This window comes from Pseudomonas sp. ANT_H12B, assembly GCF_008369325.1.
GTDB lineage: Bacteria > Pseudomonadota > Gammaproteobacteria > Pseudomonadales > Pseudomonadaceae > Aquipseudomonas.
This window is the reverse complement of the sequence record NZ_VOBI01000025.1, coordinates 1-19,418: the sequence shown is the minus strand read 5'-3', so window position 1 is coordinate 19,418 and position 19,418 is coordinate 1. Positions and strand designations below refer to the sequence as shown.

15 protein-coding genes and 4 tRNA genes are annotated in these 19,418 nt (G+C 54.9%); all 19 read right to left on the bottom strand.

All coding sequences use genetic code 11. The features are described 5' to 3' along the window. Positions 1-16: 16 nt before the first annotated feature. The 19 genes from fusA to birA all read right to left on the bottom strand — a co-directional run bounded on the left by fusA (position 17) and on the right by birA (position 19,215). Positions 17-2,122, bottom strand: coding sequence for an elongation factor G (gene fusA / locus FQ185_RS27230; protein ID WP_010467261.1), 2,106 nt, complete (start codon positions 2,120-2,122; stop codon positions 17-19). 30 nt (positions 2,123-2,152) lie between these two features. Next, on the bottom strand, positions 2,153-2,623 hold the full coding sequence (gene rpsG / locus FQ185_RS27225) for a 30S ribosomal protein S7 (protein WP_002555493.1): 471 nt from the start codon (positions 2,621-2,623) through the stop codon (positions 2,153-2,155). A 118-nt stretch (positions 2,624-2,741) separates the two neighbouring features. Then, positions 2,742-3,113, bottom strand: a complete 372-nt coding sequence (rpsL, locus tag FQ185_RS27220; RefSeq protein ID WP_002555494.1) for a 30S ribosomal protein S12 — start codon at positions 3,111-3,113, stop codon at positions 2,742-2,744. A gap of 216 nt (positions 3,114-3,329) precedes the next feature. After that, on the bottom strand, positions 3,330-7,529 hold the full coding sequence (gene rpoC / locus FQ185_RS27215) for a DNA-directed RNA polymerase subunit beta' (protein ID WP_123365583.1): 4,200 nt from the start codon (positions 7,527-7,529) through the stop codon (positions 3,330-3,332). Positions 7,530-7,593: 64 nt separating this feature from the next. Beyond that, the gene (gene rpoB, locus FQ185_RS27210; RefSeq protein ID WP_149420151.1) at positions 7,594-11,667 is read right to left on the bottom strand and encodes a DNA-directed RNA polymerase subunit beta; all 4,074 of its coding nucleotides are present in this window, start codon (positions 11,665-11,667) and stop codon (positions 7,594-7,596) included. Positions 11,668-11,887: 220 nt separating this feature from the next. Beyond that, the gene (gene rplL, locus FQ185_RS27205; protein WP_010467258.1) at positions 11,888-12,253 is read right to left on the bottom strand and encodes a 50S ribosomal protein L7/L12; all 366 of its coding nucleotides are present in this window, start codon (positions 12,251-12,253) and stop codon (positions 11,888-11,890) included. A gap of 80 nt (positions 12,254-12,333) precedes the next feature. After that, the gene (gene rplJ / locus FQ185_RS27200; RefSeq protein WP_028621539.1) at positions 12,334-12,834 is read right to left on the bottom strand and encodes a 50S ribosomal protein L10; all 501 of its coding nucleotides are present in this window, start codon (positions 12,832-12,834) and stop codon (positions 12,334-12,336) included. A 198-nt stretch (positions 12,835-13,032) separates the two neighbouring features. Further along, positions 13,033-13,728, bottom strand: coding sequence for a 50S ribosomal protein L1 (gene rplA, locus FQ185_RS27195; RefSeq protein ID WP_019693883.1), 696 nt, complete (start codon positions 13,726-13,728; stop codon positions 13,033-13,035). Then, positions 13,728-14,159: a 50S ribosomal protein L11 gene (gene rplK, locus FQ185_RS27190; RefSeq protein WP_003210097.1), complete on the bottom strand. Its 432-nt coding sequence runs from the start codon at positions 14,157-14,159 to the stop codon at positions 13,728-13,730. The genes rplA and rplK overlap by 1 nt, the downstream gene beginning before the upstream one ends. A 117-nt stretch (positions 14,160-14,276) precedes the next feature. Then, positions 14,277-14,810 carry a transcription termination/antitermination protein NusG gene (gene nusG, locus FQ185_RS27185; protein WP_007896622.1) on the bottom strand — a complete coding sequence of 178 codons (534 nt, stop codon included), beginning with the start codon at positions 14,808-14,810 and terminating at the stop codon, positions 14,277-14,279. 9 nt (positions 14,811-14,819) lie between these two features. Continuing rightward, positions 14,820-15,188, bottom strand: coding sequence for a preprotein translocase subunit SecE (gene secE / locus FQ185_RS27180; RefSeq protein WP_008145488.1), 369 nt, complete (start codon positions 15,186-15,188; stop codon positions 14,820-14,822). Between the two features lie 45 nt (positions 15,189-15,233). Next, positions 15,234-15,309: transfer RNA gene (locus FQ185_RS27175), tRNA-Trp, on the bottom strand. Between the two features lie 53 nt (positions 15,310-15,362). Then, complete coding sequence (gene tuf / locus FQ185_RS27170; protein WP_007896619.1) at positions 15,363-16,556, bottom strand: elongation factor Tu; 1,194 nt, start codon at positions 16,554-16,556, stop codon at positions 15,363-15,365. Positions 16,557-16,640: 84 nt separating this feature from the next. Next, positions 16,641-16,716 (bottom strand) — tRNA-Thr (locus FQ185_RS27165). A gap of 26 nt (positions 16,717-16,742) precedes the next feature. After that, positions 16,743-16,816: transfer RNA gene (locus FQ185_RS27160), tRNA-Gly, on the bottom strand. Positions 16,817-16,841: 25 nt separating this feature from the next. Then, positions 16,842-16,926: transfer RNA gene (locus tag FQ185_RS27155), tRNA-Tyr, on the bottom strand. A 142-nt stretch (positions 16,927-17,068) separates the two neighbouring features. Further along, positions 17,069-17,509: a hypothetical protein gene (locus FQ185_RS27150; protein ID WP_149420150.1), complete on the bottom strand. Its 441-nt coding sequence runs from the start codon at positions 17,507-17,509 to the stop codon at positions 17,069-17,071. Between the two features lie 7 nt (positions 17,510-17,516). After that, positions 17,517-18,266 (bottom strand): pantothenate kinase, encoded by a 750-nt coding sequence (locus tag FQ185_RS27145; protein WP_149420149.1) that lies wholly within the window; start codon positions 18,264-18,266, stop codon positions 17,517-17,519. Continuing rightward, positions 18,256-19,215 carry a bifunctional biotin--[acetyl-CoA-carboxylase] ligase/biotin operon repressor BirA gene (birA, locus tag FQ185_RS27140; RefSeq protein WP_149420148.1) on the bottom strand — a complete coding sequence of 320 codons (960 nt, stop codon included), beginning with the start codon at positions 19,213-19,215 and terminating at the stop codon, positions 18,256-18,258. The genes FQ185_RS27145 and birA overlap by 11 nt, the downstream gene beginning before the upstream one ends. Positions 19,216-19,418: the final 203 nt, after the last annotated feature.

Here is a 19,418-nt window from a genome sequence, read left to right as displayed (position 1 = left end):
GCCTAAAGGGGCTGAATCAGCCTTGTTTTTTGGTAACGGTTTCGACGATGTGCGACGGAGCCGTATTGTATTTTTTGAATTCCATAGAGTAGCTTGCGCGACCTTGGGACATGGAGCGTACGTCGGTTGCGTAACCGAACATCTCACCCAGCGGAACCTCGGCGCGAATCACTTTGCCGGAAACCGTGTCTTCCATACCCAGGATCATGCCGCGACGACGGTTAAGGTCGCCCATCACGTCACCCATATAGTCTTCAGGCGTAACAACCTCTACCGCCATGATCGGCTCAAGCAACTCACCACCGCCCTTCTGGGCCAGTTGCTTGGTCGCCATGGAAGCAGCCACCTTAAACGCCATCTCGTTGGAGTCGACGTCGTGGTAGGAACCATCAAACACGGTAGCCTTCAGGCCGATCAGCGGATAGCCGGCCACAACGCCGTTCTTCATCTGCTCTTCGATACCCTTCTGGATAGCCGGGATGTATTCCTTAGGAACCACACCACCCACTACTTCGTTCAGGAATTGCAGACCTTCCTGACCTTCATCAGCAGGAGCAAAACGAATCCAGCAATGGCCGAACTGGCCACGACCGCCGGACTGACGAACGAACTTGCCTTCAATTTCGCAGCTCTTCGTGATGCGCTCACGGTACGAAACTTGAGGCTTACCGATGTTGGCTTCGACGTTGAACTCACGGCGCATCCGGTCAACCAGGATGTCCAGGTGCAACTCGCCCATGCCAGAGATGATCGTTTGACCAGTCTCTTCATCAGTCTTGACGCGGAAAGATGGGTCTTCCTGAGCAAGCTTGCCCAGAGCGATACCCATTTTTTCCTGGTCGTCCTTGGTCTTAGGCTCTACGGCAACCGAAATAACCGGCTCCGGGAAGTCCATGCGAACCAGGATAATTGGCTTGTCAGCGTTGCACAAAGTTTCACCAGTGGTGACGTCCTTCATGCCGATCAAGGCCGCGATGTCACCAGCGCGTACTTCCTTGATTTCTTCACGGGCGTTTGCGTGCATTTGCACCATACGACCCACGCGCTCTTTCTTGCCTTTAACCGAGTTGATCACGCCGTCGCCGGAGGCCAACACGCCCGAGTAAACTCGAACGAAGGTCAAGGTACCCACGAATGGGTCGGTAGCGATCTTGAACGCCAGAGCCGAGAACGGCTCGCTGTCGTCTGCGTGACGCTCCATTTCCTTGGTCTCGTCATCCGGGTCAGTACCCTTGATGGCAGGAATGTCGGAAGGAGCAGGCAGGTAGTCGATAACGGCGTCGAGAACCAGGGGAACACCCTTGTTCTTGAAGGAAGAACCGCAAACAGCCAGAACGATCTCACCAGCGATAGTACGCTGACGCAGAGCGGCCTTGATTTCCGCGTTGGTGAGTTCTTCACCTTCGAGGTACTTGTTCATCAACTCTTCGCTGGCTTCGGCCGCAGCCTCAACCATGTTACCGCGCCACTCGTCAGCCAGTTCCTGCAATTCAGCAGGGATAGGCTTGCGAACTGGAACCATGCCTTTGTCAGAATCATTCCAGTAAACAGCTTCCATGGCCATCAGATCGATCTGACCCTGGAAGTTGTCTTCGGAACCGATAGCCAACTGGATAGGCACCGGGGTGTGACCCAGACGCTGCTTGATCTGACCGATCACGCGCAGGAAGTTCGCACCAGCACGGTCCATCTTGTTTACGTAAACAAGACGTGGAACGCCGTATTTGTTGGCTTGACGCCATACGGTTTCCGACTGAGGCTCAACGCCCGAAGTACCACAGAACACAACGACCGCGCCGTCGAGTACACGCAGGGAACGCTCAACTTCAATAGTGAAGTCAACGTGGCCCGGGGTGTCGATGACGTTGAAGCGGTATTGGTCTTTGTGCTGCTTCTCGGAACCCTGCCAGAAGGCGGTAATGGCAGCAGAAGTAATGGTAATACCACGCTCCTGCTCCTGCACCATCCAGTCTGTGGTCGCGGCGCCGTCATGCACCTCGCCCATTTTGTGACTTTTGCCAGTGTAAAAAAGGACGCGCTCGGTGGTGGTGGTTTTACCAGCATCCACGTGAGCAACGATACCAATGTTACGGTAGCGGTTAATCGGTGTAGTACGAGCCATAAAGCCCTCGCAAAATTAGTGACGCTAAAATTAGAAGCGGTAGTGCGAGAAAGCCTTGTTGGCTTCAGCCATACGGTGCACGTCTTCACGCTTCTTAACTGCAGCACCTTTACCTTCAGCGGCGTCCAACAGTTCGCCAGCCAAACGCAGAGCCATAGACTTCTCGCCGCGCTTACGGGCGAAGTCTACCAACCAGCGCATTGCCAAGGCGTTACGACGGGACGGACGAACTTCAACCGGAACCTGGTAAGTAGCACCGCCTACACGGCGCGACTTCACTTCGACCAGCGGAGCGATGGCGTCGAGAGCTTTCTCGAAGATTTCCAGGGGGTCGCTGTTCTTGCGTTCTTTAACCTTTTCCAGCGCGCCATAAACGATACGCTCGGCAACGGCTTTCTTGCCGCTTTCCATCACGTGGTTCATGAACTTGGCCAGGATCTGGCTGCCGTATTTTGGATCGTCAAGCACTTCGCGCTTGGCTGCTACGCGTCTTCTTGGCATGGATAAGCCCTCAAACGGTCTTCAGGTTCGCTCGGAATCGGTGCCCTTTCGGGACGCCTCCGACCTTACTCTTATCGACTCAGAAAAATAGAAAATCAGTTCTTACAAAAAGCCACTACTACTTAGGCTTCTTGGTACCGTACTTCGAACGACCCTGGTTACGACCTTTAACGCCGGAAGTATCCAAAGAACCGCGAACGGTGTGGTAACGAACACCTGGCAAGTCTTTTACACGGCCGCCGCGGATCAGTACGACGCTGTGCTCTTGCAGGTTGTGGCCTTCACCGCCGATGTACGAGGAAACCTCGAAACCGTTGGTCAGACGCACACGGCATACTTTACGCAGTGCCGAGTTAGGTTTTTTCGGCGTGGTGGTATACACACGGGTGCATACGCCACGACGTTGCGGGCAGTTCTGCAGCGCAGGCACGTCGGATTTCTCGACGATACGCTTACGCGGCTGACGTACCAGCTGGTTGATAGTTGCCATCTACTAGCTCCACTGTTGTCTTGCGACGCTATTGTCTTGCAAGAAAAGCAAAATGGCAGGAACGAATTCCCGCCAAATTTAGGGGTACAAGAGTCTAAAGAGGATCTTGCCCCCAGTCAAGGCAAGGCCCCGATCTCCCCGCTCACCCAACCTCGACAAATTGTCTCGATTCGATAAACGGAGCGACCGGGGCCCCACGCTTATTTACTGCAGAACTCAGTTACCGCTCGAGTTCAGTGCTTCAGTCAGTGCAGCTTCCACTTCACTGGCGCTTACGCGCAACGGTTTGTCAGCATCACGACGGCGCTTGCGCTCGCTGTGATAAGCCAGACCGGTACCGGCCGGGATCAGACGACCCACGACCACGTTTTCTTTCAGGCCGCGCAGGTAATCGCGCTTGCCGGTTACCGCCGCTTCGGTCAGTACGCGAGTGGTTTCCTGGAAGGAAGCCGCCGAGATGAACGATTCGGTGGACAACGACGCCTTGGTGATACCCAGCAGCACGCGAGTGAACTTGGAAACGAATTTCTCGTCGCCAGCCAGACGCTCGTTTTCTACCAGAACGTGAGTCAACTCCATCTGGTCGCCCTTGATGAAAGTCGAGTCGCCGGATTCAGCGATTTCAACCTTACGCAACATCTGACGCAGGATGGTCTCGATGTGCTTGTCGTTGATCTTCACGCCTTGCAGACGATAAACGTCCTGGATCTCGTTCACGATGTACTTGGCCAGCGCACTCACACCCAGCAGACGCAGGATGTCGTGTGGATCGCTCGGGCCGTCGGAGATAACTTCGCCGCGGTTTACCTGTTCGCCTTCGAAGACGTTCAGGTGACGCCACTTCGGAATCAGCTCTTCGTACGGATCGCTACCGTCATTCGGGGTAATGACCAGACGGCGCTTGCCTTTGGTCTCTTTACCGAACGCGATGGTGCCGCTGACTTCCGCCAGAATCGACGCTTCTTTCGGACGACGGGCTTCGAACAAGTCGGCAACACGCGGCAGACCACCGGTGATGTCACGGGTCTTCGAAGTCTCTTGCGGAATACGAGCGATAACATCACCGATCGCGATTTTCGCACCATCCGCTACACCGACCAGGGCGTTGGCAGGCAGGAAGTACTGAGCAATTACGTCGGTACCCGGCAGCAAGAGATCTTTGCCATTGTCATCAACCATCTTCACAGCAGGACGGATATCTTTACCGGCAGCTGGACGGTCTTTGGCGTCGAGTACTTCAATGTTGGTCATACCGGTCAATTCGTCAGTCTGACGCTTGATCGTGATGCCTTCTTCCATGCCCACGTAGGTCACGGTACCTTTCATTTCGGTAACGATTGGGTGAGTGTGCGGATCCCACTTGGCCACGATTGCGCCAGCGTCGACCTTGTCACCTTCTTTAACCGAAATCACAGCACCGTACGGCAGCTTGTAACGCTCGCGCTCACGACCGAAGTCATCAGCGATCGCCAGCTCACCGGAACGGGACACAGCAACCAGGCAACCATCCACTCGCTCAACGTGCTTCAGGTTGTGCAGACGGACGGTACCGCCATTCTTCACCTGAACGCTGTCGGCTGCGGAGGTCCGGCTTGCCGCACCACCGATGTGGAACGTACGCATGGTCAGTTGGGTACCCGGCTCACCGATGGACTGGGCAGCGATAACGCCGACCGCTTCACCGATGTTCACCTGGTGACCACGAGCCAAGTCACGGCCGTAGCACTTGGCGCAAATGCCATAGCGGGTTTCGCAGCTGATCGGCGAACGCACGATCACTTCGTCGATGCTGTTCAGCTCGATGAACTCGACCCACTTCTCGTCTACCAGCGTACCGGCAGGAACGATGATTTCTTCGGTACCTGGCTTGAACACGTCACGGGCGATAACTCGACCCAATACGCGCTCGCCCAATGGCTCAACAACGTCACCGCCTTCAATGTGCGGAGTCATTACCAGGCCATGCTCGGTGCCGCAATCGATCTCGGTCACAACCAGATCCTGCGCCACGTCTACCAGACGACGGGTCAGGTAACCGGAGTTCGCAGTTTTCAACGCGGTATCCGCCAAACCTTTACGAGCACCGTGAGTGGAGATGAAGTACTGAAGTACGCTCAAACCTTCACGGAAGTTCGCAGTAATCGGCGTTTCGATGATGGAACCGTCCGGCTTGGCCATCAGGCCACGCATACCGGCGAGCTGACGGATCTGCGCAGCAGAACCCCGTGCGCCCGAGTCGGCCATCATGTACATCGAGTTGAAGGACTCCTGGTCGACTTCGACGCCATGACGGTCGATGACTTTCTCTTTCGAGAGGTTGGCCATCATCGCCTTGGAAACTTCGTCGTTCGCCTTGGACCAAAGGTCGATCACTTTGTTGTACTTCTCGCCCTGGGTTACCAGGCCGGAGGCGTACTGACTTTCGATCTCTTTCACTTCATCAGTAGCAGCATTGATGATGCGGGCTTTTTCATCCGGGATAACGAAGTCGTTAACACCGATGGAAACGCCGGAAATGGTCGAATAGGCAAAACCGGTGTACATCAACTGGTCAGCGAAGATCACGGTCTCTTTCAAACCAACCACGCGGTAGCACTGGTTGATCAGCTTGGAGATCGCTTTTTTCTTCATTGGCTGGTTGACGACGTCGTACGACAGGCCAGGTGGAACAACCTGGAACAACAGCGCACGGCCGACAGTGGTGTCGACGATACGGGTGTTCTTGACGCTGCCACCATCACGATCGTTGACGGTTTCGTGGATCCGCACTTTGACTTTAGCGTGCAGTGCGGCTTCGCCGGCACGGAACACACGGTCAACTTCTTGCAGATCCGCGAACACACGACCTTCGCCCTTGGCGTTGATCGCTTCACGAGTCATGTAGTACAGACCCAATACAACGTCCTGCGACGGAACGATGATTGGCTCACCGTTGGCTGGCGACAGAATGTTGTTGGTCGACATCATCAACGCACGCGCTTCCAACTGGGCTTCCAGTGTCAGCGGTACGTGCACGGCCATTTGGTCGCCGTCGAAGTCGGCGTTGTACGCAGCACAGACCAGAGGGTGCAGCTGGATAGCCTTACCTTCGATCAGTACCGGTTCAAACGCCTGGATACCCAGACGGTGAAGGGTCGGTGCACGGTTGAGGAGAACCGGGTGTTCGCGAATCACTTCAGCGAGAACGTCCCAAACCTCTGGCAGCTCGCGCTCAACCATTTTCTTGGCAGCTTTAATGGTGGTCGCGAGACCACGCATTTCCAGCTTGCCGAAGATGAACGGCTTGAACAGCTCGAGAGCCATTTTCTTCGGCAGACCGCACTGGTGCAGACGCAGTGTCGGGCCTACGGTAATTACCGAACGACCGGAGTAGTCAACACGCTTACCGAGCAAGTTCTGACGGAAACGACCTTGCTTACCCTTGATCATGTCAGCCAGGGATTTCAGAGGACGCTTGTTGGAACCGGTGATAGCGCGGCCACGACGACCGTTGTCGAGCAGTGCGTCGACAGCTTCCTGCAACATACGCTTTTCGTTGCGCACGATGATGTCCGGAGCGGACAGATCGAGCAGACGCTTCAAGCGGTTGTTACGGTTGATCACTCGACGATACAGATCGTTGAGGTCGGAAGTCGCGAAACGACCGCCATCCAGCGGGACCAGTGGACGCAGATCTGGCGGCAGAACCGGCAGAACGGTCAGCACCATCCATTCTGGAAGGTTGCCGGAACCCTGGAAGGCTTCCATCAACTTCAGACGCTTGGACAGCTTCTTGATTTTGGTTTCAGAGTTGGTTTGCGGAATTTCTTCGCGCAGACGGCCAATCTCGTGTTCCAGGTCGATCGCGTGCAGCAGTTCACGGACAGCTTCGGCACCCATGCGGGCATCGAAATCGTCGCCGAACTCTTCCAGCGCTTCGAAGTACTGCTCGTCGTTGAGCAACTGACCTTTTTCAAGGGTGGTCATGCCTGGATCGATAACGACGTAGCTCTCGAAGTAGAGAACGCGCTCGATATCACGCAGGGTCATGTCCATCAGCAAGCCGATACGCGACGGCAGTGATTTCAGGAACCAGATGTGGGCAACCGGCGAGGCCAGTTCGATGTGCGCCATGCGCTCACGACGAACTTTAGCCAGCGCGACTTCAACGCCGCACTTCTCGCAGATCACACCACGGTGCTTCAAGCGCTTGTACTTACCGCACAGGCACTCGTAATCCTTTACCGGGCCAAAGATCTTGGCGCAGAACAGGCCGTCACGCTCAGGTTTGAACGTACGGTAGTTGATGGTTTCCGGCTTTTTAACTTCACCGAACGACCACGAACGGATCATCTCAGGCGATGCCAATCCAATACGGATGGCGTCGAACTCTTCGACTTGACCCTGGTTTTTCAGCAAATTCAGTAGGTCTTTCAAGGCCTTTCCTCCTGGCGGAGCAGAGAGCGGGCAATCCTGCCCCGCTCTCGATTCGCGTCACGTGTTATTCGGTTTCCAGATCGATATCGATGCCGAGGGAACGAATTTCCTTGATCAACACGTTGAAAGACTCGGGCATGCCCGGCTCCATACGGTGATCGCCATCCACGATGTTTTTGTACATCTTGGTACGGCCGTTCACATCGTCCGACTTCACTGTGAGCATTTCTTGCAGAGTGTAAGCAGCACCGTATGCTTCCAGTGCCCAGACCTCCATCTCTCCGAAACGCTGACCACCGAACTGCGCCTTACCACCCAGCGGCTGCTGAGTAACCAGGCTGTACGAACCGGTAGAACGAGCGTGCATCTTGTCGTCTACCAAGTGGTTCAGCTTCAGCATGTACATGTAGCCAACAGTAACCGGGCGCTCGAACTTGTTGCCGGTACGGCCGTCGGTCAGCTGCATCTGGCCGCTTTCTGGCAGGTCTGCCAGTTTCAGCATGGCCTTGATTTCGCTTTCCTTGGCGCCGTCGAACACTGGAGTGGCCATTGGAACGCCGCCACGCAGGTTCTTCGCCAGATCCAGGATTTCCTGGTCGGAGAAGCTATCCAGATCTTCGTTACGACCGCCGATCTGGTTGTAGATCTCGTCGAGGAATTTACGAAGCTCAGCGACTTTGCGCTGCTCTTCGATCATCCGGTTGATCTTCTCGCCCAAGCCTTTAGCCGCAAGGCCGAGGTGGGTTTCAAGGATCTGACCAACGTTCATACGTGAAGGTACGCCCAACGGGTTGAGAACGACGTCGACCGGGGTGCCATTGGCATCGTGCGGCATGTCTTCAACCGGCATGATCACGGAGACCACACCTTTGTTACCGTGACGACCGGCCATCTTGTCGCCCGGCTGGATGCGGCGACGGATTGCCAGGTAAACCTTGACGATTTTCAACACGCCTGGAGCCAGGTCATCGCCCTGCTGCAGTTTGCGCTTCTTGTCTTCGAACTTGTCGTCCAGCAGACGGCGGCGATCAACGATGTAGGCCTGAGCCTTCTCGAGCTGCTCGTTCAGAGCATCTTCAGCCATGCGCAGTTTGAACCACTGACCATGCTCAAGACCGTCGAGAACTTCGTCGGTGATTTCCTGACCTTTCTTCAGACCGGCGCCGCCTTCGGCTTTGTGGCCGACCAAAGCGGAGCGCAGACGTTCGAAAGTCGCGCCTTCAACGATACGGAACTCTTCGTTCAGATCTTTGCGAATCTCGTCGAGCTGAGTCTTCTCGATCGACAGTGCACGAGCATCACGCTCAACGCCGTCGCGGGTGAAGACCTGTACGTCGATGACGGTACCCTTGGTGCCGGTAGGCACGCGCAGGGAGGTGTCTTTAACGTCGCTGGCTTTTTCACCGAAGATGGCACGCAGCAGTTTTTCTTCCGGAGTCAGTTGGGTCTCGCCTTTCGGAGTGACCTTACCCACCAGGATGTCGCCTGCGCCTACTTCAGCACCTACGTAAACGATACCGGCTTCGTCCAGCTTGTTCAGTGCAGCTTCACCCACGTTCGGGATGTCTGCAGTGATTTCCTCTGGCCCAAGCTTGGTGTCACGCGCCACACAGGTCAGTTCCTGAATGTGGATCGTGGTGAAGCGATCTTCTTGAACAACTCGTTCCGACAAGCAGATGGAGTCTTCGAAGTTGTAACCGTTCCAGGCCATGAACGCGATGCGCATGTTCTGACCCAGCGCCAGTTCACCCATGTCGGTGGACGGGCCGTCAGCCATGATGTCGCTGCGCTGAACCCGATCACCTTTACGCACCAGCGGACGCTGGTTGATGCAGGTGTTCTGGTTGGAGCGGGTGTATTTGGTCAGGTTGTAGATGTCGACACCAGCTTCACCGGTTTCAACTTCATCATCAGCAACACGAACCACGATACGGCTGGCGTCGACGGAATCGATAACGCCACCACGACGAGCCACGACGCAAACGCCGGAGTCACGGGCTACGTTACGCTCCATGCCAGTACCGACCAGCGGCTTGTCAGCGCGCAGGGTTGGTACAGCTTGACGCTGCATGTTCGAACCCATCAACGCGCGGTTGGCGTCATCGTGCTCAAGGAACGGGATCAGCGACGCAGCAACCGAAACAACCTGCTTCGGCGATACGTCCATCAAGGTGACGTCTTCCGGCGCCTTGACGGTGAACTCGTTCAAGTGACGAACAGCTACCAGCTCGTCGATCAGCATTTTCTTGTCGTTCATCGTGGCCGAAGCCTGAGCGATCACGTGATCAGCTTCTTCGATGGCGGACAGGAACACGATCTCGTCGGTGACCAGAGCGTCTTTCACCACACGGTACGGGCTTTCGAGGAAGCCGTACTGGTTGGTGCGCGCATAAGCGGCCAGGGAGTTGATCAGACCGATGTTCGGACCTTCCGGCGTTTCAATCGGGCATACACGACCGTAGTGAGTCGGGTGTACGTCACGAACTTCAAAGCCAGCACGCTCACGAGTCAAACCGCCAGGGCCGAGTGCAGACACACGACGCTTGTGGGTGATCTCGGACAGCGGGTTGTTCTGGTCCATGAACTGGGAAAGCTGGCTGGAACCGAAGAACTCTTTCACCGCCGCAGCCACTGGCTTGGCGTTGATCAGGTCTTGCGGCATCAGGCCTTCGCTTTCAGCCATCGACAGACGCTCTTTGACCGCACGCTCGACACGTACCAGGCCAACGCGGAACTGGTTCTCGGCCATTTCGCCTACGCAGCGAACACGACGGTTACCCAGGTGGTCGATGTCATCGACGATGCCTTTACCGTTACGGATGTCGACCAGAGTCTTCAGAACCGCGACGATGTCCTCTTTGCACAACACGCCCGAACCTTCGATCTCGGTACGACCGATACGACGGTTGAACTTCATCCGGCCGACCGCAGACAGGTCATAGCGCTCAGGGCTGAAGAACAGGTTGTTGAACAGCGTTTCGGCAGCGTCTTTGGTTGGCGGCTCGCCTGGACGCATCATGCGATAGATCTCGACCAGCGCTTCCAATTGGTTGCTGGTGGAATCGATCTTCAGAGTGTCGGAGACGAACGGACCGCAGTCGATATCGTTGGTGTACAGAGTTTCGATGCGAACAACCTGGGACTTGGCGATTTTCGCCAGAATCTCAGTGTTCAGCTCGGTGTTGCACTCTGCCAGGATTTCGCCGGTTGCCGGATGCACGATAACCTTGGCGGTAGTGCGACCCAGGACGTAGTCCAGAGGCACTTCCAGGGTCTTGAGACCGGCTTTTTCGATCTGGTTGATGTGGCGCGCGGTAATACGGCGACCAGCCTCAACGATGACCTTGCCCTTCTCGTCCTGAATATCAAGAACAGCGATTTCACCACGCAGACGCGAAGCAATCAGTTCCAGACTGAGGGTTTCGCCGCTCAGGTGGAAAACGTTGGTGGTGTAGAACGCGTCGAGCACTTCTTCAGTGGTATAGCCGAGCGCGCGCAGCAGTACCGATGCAGGCAGCTTGCGACGACGGTCAATACGCACGAACACGCAGTCTTTCGGGTCGAACTCGAAGTCCAGCCACGAACCGCGGTAAGGAATGATGCGCGCGGAGTAAAGCAGTTTACCGGAGCTGTGCGTCTTGCCACGGTCGTGGTCGAAGAACACGCCCGGGGAACGGTGCAGCTGGGAAACGATTACACGCTCGGTACCGTTGATTACGAAGGTACCGTTCTCAGTCATCAGGGGGATTTCACCCATGTAGACTTCTTGCTCTTTAATGTCCTTGATCGCTTTGTTCGACGATTCTTTGTCGAAAATGATCAGGCGCACTTTTACCCGCAAAGGTACGGCGTAAGTTACACCGCGCAATACGCATTCTTTGACATCAAATGCCGGTTCGCCCAGGCGATAACCGACGTACTCCAGCGCAGCATTGCCGGAGTAGCTGATGATCGGGAAAACGGATTTGAAGGCCGCATGCAGGCCCACGTCGCGGAACTGATCTTTAGTCGCTCCCGCTTGCAAGAATTCACGATACGAATCCAGCTGGATGGCCAGGAGGTAAGGCACATCCATGACGTCCGGCAACTTGCTAAAGTCCTTGCGGATACGTTTTTTCTCAGTATATGAGTAAGCCATCAGCGTTCCCCAGCTTGGTCACCTGCTTGTTTGGCCCCTCCCGACGGGAGCAGCCAGAAAATCGTGCAAACCCCATGGTTTGCGCCACCGCATCGGGTGGTTACAGCTCGTTATCAGCACCGACCCAGTCGGCTGCCAATAACGGAAAAAGGCCGGTGGCAAGAGCCACCAGCCATCAGCCTTTCGCTTAACGCTCGGGCTGGAGGTGCAAAGTCGATGCTTACTTCAGCTCGACTTTAGCGCCTGCTTCTTCCAGAGTGGCTTTGGCTTTGTCAGCTGCGTCTTTCGAAACAGCTTCCAGAACCATGCCAGGAGCGCCGTCAACTACAGCCTTGGCTTCTTTCAAGCCCAGACCGGTCAGTTCACGTACTGCCTTGATCACGTTAACTTTCTTCTCGCCAGCTTCCAGCAGCATGACGTTGAATTCAGTTTGTTCTTCAACAACAGCAGCGACAGCAGCTGGACCAGCGGAAGCAGCGGCAGCGGAAACGCCGAACTTCTCTTCCATGGCCTTGATCAGCTCAACGATTTCCAGAACGGATTTTTCGCCGATTGCTTCGATGATTTGGTCGTTAGTCAGAGACATGACTATAAATTCCTGTATTGGGGTGACAGCCTACGCGGCCATCGAAATAAACAATAAACGCTGAAAGGAGTCGCTCAGCCTTAGGCTGCGGCAGCTTCTTTCTGGTCGCGAAGGGCCGCCAGAGTACGAGCCAATTTGCTGGTTGCGCCTTGAATCACGCTCATCAGCTGAGAAATTGCTTCGTCACGGGTCGGCAGACTTGCCAGTACGTCGATCTGATTAGCTGCGAGGAACTTGCCCTCGAACGCAGCTGCCTTGATCTCGAACTTATCCTGACCTTTTGCGAACTCTTTGAAGATACGAGCAGCAGCGCCCGGATGTTCTTTGGAGAATGCAATCAAGGTCGGGCCGGTGAACACGTCGTTGAGCACGTCATATTGAGTGCCAGCAACGGCGCGCTTGAGCAGGGTGTTACGTACAACACGTACGTAAACGCCAGCTTCACGAGCCTCTTTACGGAGTCCGGTCATAGCGCTTACTGTCACGCCGCGGGCATCAGCCACAACAGCAGACAGGGCAACATTGGCAGCCTCGTTGACTTCAGCGACGATGGCCTTCTTGTCTTCGAGTTTAATTGCCACGGGTTTAACTCCTGCTTGTTACCGTTTCATCCAACCGGAGCTGGATGTCGTTTTGGTGTCTGATTCGGTAAGGAACCGGGAGCACCATCTGCGTAGGCTTGAGGTTTAAGACTTGCGTCGCCTACGGTCTTGGATAGCCCCCGCCAGGCAGGGACCCCAATCTTTCAATTGGCGCAATCACTTGCGCCAACCTGTGTCTTACGCGTCGAGCGAGCCTTGGTCGATGACCAGACCTGGACCCATGGTGGTGCTCAGGGTAACGCGCTTGACGTAAATACCTTTCGAGGAAGCTGGCTTGATACGCTTCAGATCAGCGATCAGGGCTTCAACGTTTTCCTTCAGCTTGACGGCGTCGAAACCGACTTTGCCAACGGAGGTGTGGATGATGCCGTTTTTGTCGGTGCGATAACGAACCTGACCAGCCTTGGCGTTCTTAACCGCGGTAGCTACGTCTGGGGTTACGGTGCCGACTTTAGGGTTAGGCATCAGGCCACGTGGGCCGAGGATCTGACCCAACTGACCAACAACGCGCATGGCATCCGGGGATGCGATAACTACGTCGTAGTTCAGGTCGCCGCCTTTCATTTCGGCAGCCAGATCGTCCATACCTACACGGTCAGCGCCGGCAGCCAGAGCGGCCTCAGCAGCTGGACCCTGGGTGAACACAGCAACGCGAACGGTCTTGCCAGTGCCGTGTGGCAGCACAGTAGCGCTACGAACGACCTGGTCGGATTTACGCGGATCAACACCCAGGTTTACAGCAACGTCGAAGGACTCGCTGAACTTGACAGTCGACAGCTCAGCCAGCAGAGCAGCAGCGTCTACAAAGTTGTAGGCCTTGCCTGCTTCGATTTTGCCGGCGATAGCCTTTTGACGCTTGGTCAACTTAGCCATTACACACCCTCCACGTTAAGGCCCATGCTACGAGCAGAACCGGCGATAGTACGCACGGCTGCATCCATATCAGCTGCAGTCAGATCCGCGTTTTTGGTTTTCGCGATTTCTTCCAGCTGAGCACGGGTCACGGTGCCAACCTTAACGGTGTTCGGACGAGCAGAACCGCTAGTCAGACCAGCAGCCTTCTTCAGCAGAACCGAAGCAGGCGTGGATTTAGTTTCGAAAGTGAAGCTACGGTCGCTGTAGACAGTGATGATCACTGGAGTCGGCAGACCTGGCTCAATACCCTGAGTACGGGCGTTGAAAGCCTTGCAGAATTCCATGATGTTCACGCCGTGCTGACCCAAAGCAGGACCAACAGGTGGGCTTGGGTTAGCCTGAGCGGCCTTCACTTGCAGCTTGATGTAAGCGGTAATCTTCTTGGCCATGAGGCACTCCAATTACGGGTTCGAACGCCTCGAAAGGCTCCCCGGTTACTTGCGCGTTTATCCCAGTGACGACAAAACCCCACAGCCTAGGGCTGCGGGGTTGGGATGCTTGTTCAGCTAGACCTTTTCGACCTGGCTGAACTCTAGCTCTACCGGAGTAGAGCGACCGAAAATGAGCACTGCCACTTGGATCCGGCTCTTTTCGTAGTTAACTTCTTCGACCGTGCCGGTAAAGTCGGCAAACGGACCGTCGTTGACACGCACCGACTCGCCCGGCTCGAACAACGTCTTCGGCTTCGGCTTGTCACTACCATCAGCAACACGACGCAGAATCGCTTCTGCCTCTTTATCTGTGATTGGTGCCGGCTTATCAGCAGTACCGCCGATGAAACCCATCACCCGAGGAGTATCCTTGACCAAGTGCCAAGTACCCTCATTCATGTCCATCTGTACCAGCACGTAACCTGGGAAGAACTTGCGTTCACTTTTGCGCTTCTGGCCATTACGCATTTCAACCACTTCTTCAGTGGGAACCAGAATTTCGCCAAAGCCATCTTCCATGCCAGCCAGCTTTACGCGCTCTACCAACGAGCGCATGACATGCTTCTCGTAACCGGAGTAAGCATGCACAACGTACCAACGCTTAGCCACGGGACACCCTTAGCCGACAATCAAGGAAACAAGCCAACCGAGCAGGGAATCAAGCCCCCACAACAGCAACGCCATAACCAGAACAACAGCCACTACAATCAGAGTGGTCTGCGTGGTTTCTTGGCGAGTTGGCCACACGACTTTACGAATCTCGGTGCGAGCTTCCTTAACCAGTACAAAGAAAGACTTGCCCTTGACCGTCTGCAGGCCTACAAAGGCAGCTACAGCAGCAATGGCAAGCAAAGCAAGTACGCGGTACAGGATCGGCGAAGCAGAGTAATACTGATTGCCAACAACGCCAACAACCACCAAAGCGACTACTACTAGCCACTTGAGCAGATCGAAGCGAGAGCCTTGAGCTTCAGCTTTAGGAGTCATCTATGAAGATCCTGTGAAAAGAAAGCCAGACACACCAAGTGAATCTGGCAGGTCAGGAGGGAATCGAACCCCCAACCTACGGTTTTGGAGACCGTCGCTCTGCCAATTGAGCTACTGACCTAAAACAAAATCAGGCCGACCATTATGCCGGCCCGAAAAAGACATTACAACAATTTACTCGATAACCTTTGCTACGACACCAGCACCGACGGTACGACCGCCCTCACGGATAGCGAAACGCAGACCATCTTCCATTGCGATGGTTTTGATCAGGGTGACTGTCATTTGGACGTTGTCACCTGGCATCACCATCTCAACACCTTCTGGCAACTCACAGTTACCAGTCACATCAGTTGTACGGAAGTAGAACTGTGGACGGTAGCCTTTGAAGAACGGCGTATGACGACCACCTTCTTCCTTGCTCAGAACATAAACCTCAGCAGTGAACTTGGTATGCGGCTTGACGGTGCCCGGCTTGACCAGAACCTGGCCACGCTCAACATCATCACGCTTGGTACCGCGCAGCAAAACGCCGCAGTTCTCGCCAGCTCGACCTTCGTCGAGCAACTTGCGGAACATCTCAACACCAGTGCAAGTAGTTTTGACAGTGTCACGAAGACCAACAATCTCAACTTCTTCCTGAATACGGACAATGCCACGCTCAACACGACCAGTCACAACAGTACCGCGACCGGAGATCGAGAAAACATCCTCGATCGGCATCAGGAACGGCTTATCAATAGCACGCTCAGGCTGCGGAATGTAGCTATCCAGAGTCTCGACCAACTTCTTGACGGCAGTAGTACCCATCTCGTTGTCGTCTTGACCATTCAGCGCCATCAGCGCCGAACCAATGATGATCGGAGTGTCATCACCCGGGAAATCGTAAGTGCTCAGCAGGTCGCGCACTTCCATCTCAACCAGCTCCAGCAGCTCCGCATCATCAACCATGTCAGCCTTGTTCAGGAAGACAACAATGTACGGAACGCCAACCTGGCGGGACAAAAGGATGTGCTCACGGGTTTGCGGCATCGGACCATCAGCGGCCGAACAAACCAGAATCGCACCATCCATCTGGGCAGCACCGGTAATCATGTTTTTTACGTAGTCGGCGTGACCAGGGCAGTCAACGTGTGCGTAGTGACGCACGGCCGAATCGTACTCAACGTGAGCGGTGTTGATGGTAATACCACGAGCTTTTTCTTCAGGGGCGCTATCGATCTTGTCGAAGTCAACCTTTGCCGAGCCGAAAACCTCGGAGCAGACGCGGGTCAAAGCAGCAGTCAGAGTAGTTTTACCGTGGTCGACGTGACCAATGGTACCCACATTGACGTGCGGCTTATTACGTTCGAACTTTTCCTTAGCCATCAAAATCACCCCTAGGAGAAGAATTGAGCAGGTCAAACAAGCCATTAAAACAAAGGCAGATATTTTCATATCTGCCTTGTTATATGGAGCTCTTGAGCGGATTTGAACCGCTGACCTCACCCTTACCAAGGGTGTGCTCTACCAACTGAGCTACAAGAGCGTAACACTGTGCAAAACCTGCAAACTTGGAGCGGGTAGCGGGAATCGAACCCGCATCATCAGCTTGGAAGGCTGAGGTTCTACCACTAAACTATACCCGCGAGCGCTTGCAGCTCTCGCTAAAAATGGTGGAGGGGGAAGGATTCGAACCTTCGAAGTCGTAGACGTCAGATTTACAGTCTGATCCCTTTGGCCGCTCGGGAACCCCTCCTAAGCGAGCCGGCATTCTATATTATGCCAGCCTTCTGTCAAGCATTTTCTCATTAAAAACCTGAGGTTAGCTGCGTTGACCTCGCTTCGAAGCGTTGACCGTTAAAGGTGTTCACTGCGAAGCGGGCGCCATTCTATGCAAACTATTCGGCGGGTGCAACCCCCTCGCACGGCATTATTTTATGTTTTAACTCATTGAATTCTCTAGAAAGGTTTTTCAGCTGCGAGTCATCCAGCCAGCGCCGGCTTTCTAGTGCCACACGCACCCAATAACCAGCAGACTCAGCGGGATCCTTCGGCAAGGATTGGAACTTGATTTCCATGCCACTCAAACGCCGCTCCACCGCCTGAGCAGCTTCCTGACGAGCAAAACCGCCTAAATAGAGGCAACCGGTGTCCGTCTGGACAGACTTTCCTTTATCGCGATTAGCGTCAGCCGTCTCGCTCAGCAAGCGGATATCCTGCTGCGACCCCCGATATAAACTCAAAGGCGTTACGTCTTTCGCACGAAGAGGAGCCTCTTGTTGGTGCCAGATGTAATAGAACACATTGAGAACGAGCAACAGCAGGAACAACCAACGCATAAAAACCTCAAGACAAGGGACATGCCATAGCCAAGCCTACAAACACCAGATCCGGGACCACACGAGCCTCCGGCACGATTTCGGAGACCAGGTCCGCATCCCCTCCAGTGAGAAACACATCAAAATCTTCCCCCCAGTAACTGCGCGCCAACTCTAGCTGAGTCAGAACAAAGCCTCTCAGCATCAGCAAGCACCCCCGTTCGACCGCCTCGACGGTCGTACGACCCGGGACGAGACTTTCCAGCGCGCGCTCCGCCGCCAGATCTCCATAACGAATTTTGCGGGTATGGGTTCGCAACTGGTTTCGCATCAAAGGCATTCCCGGGCATATGAACCCTCCGAGATGCCCTCCATCCATGGAGATGAAGTCAGCAGTAACGGCAGTACCAAAATCGAGTACAAGACACGCGCCCGCTGCAAGATGAAAACCTCCGAGCATCGCCAGCCAACGATCAAGCCCTAGCCGCTCGAACTCCTCGTAGCCATTACGAACCCCGGACATTTCGCGAGCTGGAGCCGCACACACCACCGACACACCGAAAGCGTCTTTAAGCAGAGCAATCAATGCCGCGGTTTCTTCGGTAGTCCTGACACTGACCAAACGACAAAACTTGAGAGCCAGCCCCTCGAGTATGTTCAAGCTTTCCAGCAGCGCAAGATCCGAATCAACGACACCCTCGCCAACCACCCGCCTAGCGTCCGCGCCGAGCACGCGCCACTTGATAAAACTGTTTCCGCAGTCGAGCTCAAGAATCATCACGCAGCCTCAGACTAAGCTCACCACCACTAAAGACTTTTTCCACACCACCCACCTTCAAGCGCAGAGCACCCTGACTATCGATACCAAGCACTTCGCCATCTATCTGGTTAACACCGGCAATCAACGACACAGCCCGCCCCTGCCATAGATGATTTTGCTCCCACTCTGCCTGGATAGCGGAAAATCCACCGACTTGATGACGGCTCAAATACCCCTGGAGCATCACACCCAACTCCGCGACCAAGTGATTGCGATCAAACACCTTGCCCGACTCGAGTCGCATAGACGTCCACTGCTGATCAACCTCATCGGTCATCTGCATGTTCACATTAATTCCAACACCCAGCACCACGTGACACACATCGCCAGGATCTCCCACCAACTCAAGCAATATTCCGGCGATCTTCTTCTGACCAACCAGCACATCATTGGGCCACTTTAACCCCGCACCCGAAACACCGAACTCTCGCAATGCCTGCATGACGGCGAGTCCAACAACAAGACTCAAGCCTTCCAGTTGGCGCATCCCACCTTCAATGCGCAGCACCAAGCTGTAATAGATGTTTTCCGCAAACGGACTAACCCATTTGCGCCCACGCCGGCCGCGGCCAGCAGTCTGCCGTTCAGCGAGCACCAGAAAGGGCGCGGCTTGACCCCGCTCTATGGCACGCAGTGCCTCAGCATTAGTGGAGTCTATGGAATCGAAAACCAGGACAGGCCAATCACAAGAAGGCGCCCGCGCTACTATCTCGACAGGATCAAGCAGTGTTAACGGCGCAGCCAACTGATAGCCGCGACCCCGCACTTTATGAATGGACAAGCCCAGCTCAGCCTCCAAATGCTGAAGCTGCTTCCATACGGCACTGCGACTGACACCCAAGGCAACGCCCAAGGCTTGACCCGAATGGAATCGGCCATCTTTAAGAAGCTTTAACAACGTCAGCATGCAAGTCTCGCCTCACAATGAGGCCCGCATAATAGCCATGCCCCGAGGCGTTGCATAGAAACCCTGGAGGTCAGATTTTCCTGCGGACAAAACAAAACCCCTACCTGCATACGCAGATAGGGGTTTCGGAATTTAATCTTGACGATGACCTACTCTCACATGGGGAAACCCCACACTACCATCGGCGATGCATCGTTTCACTG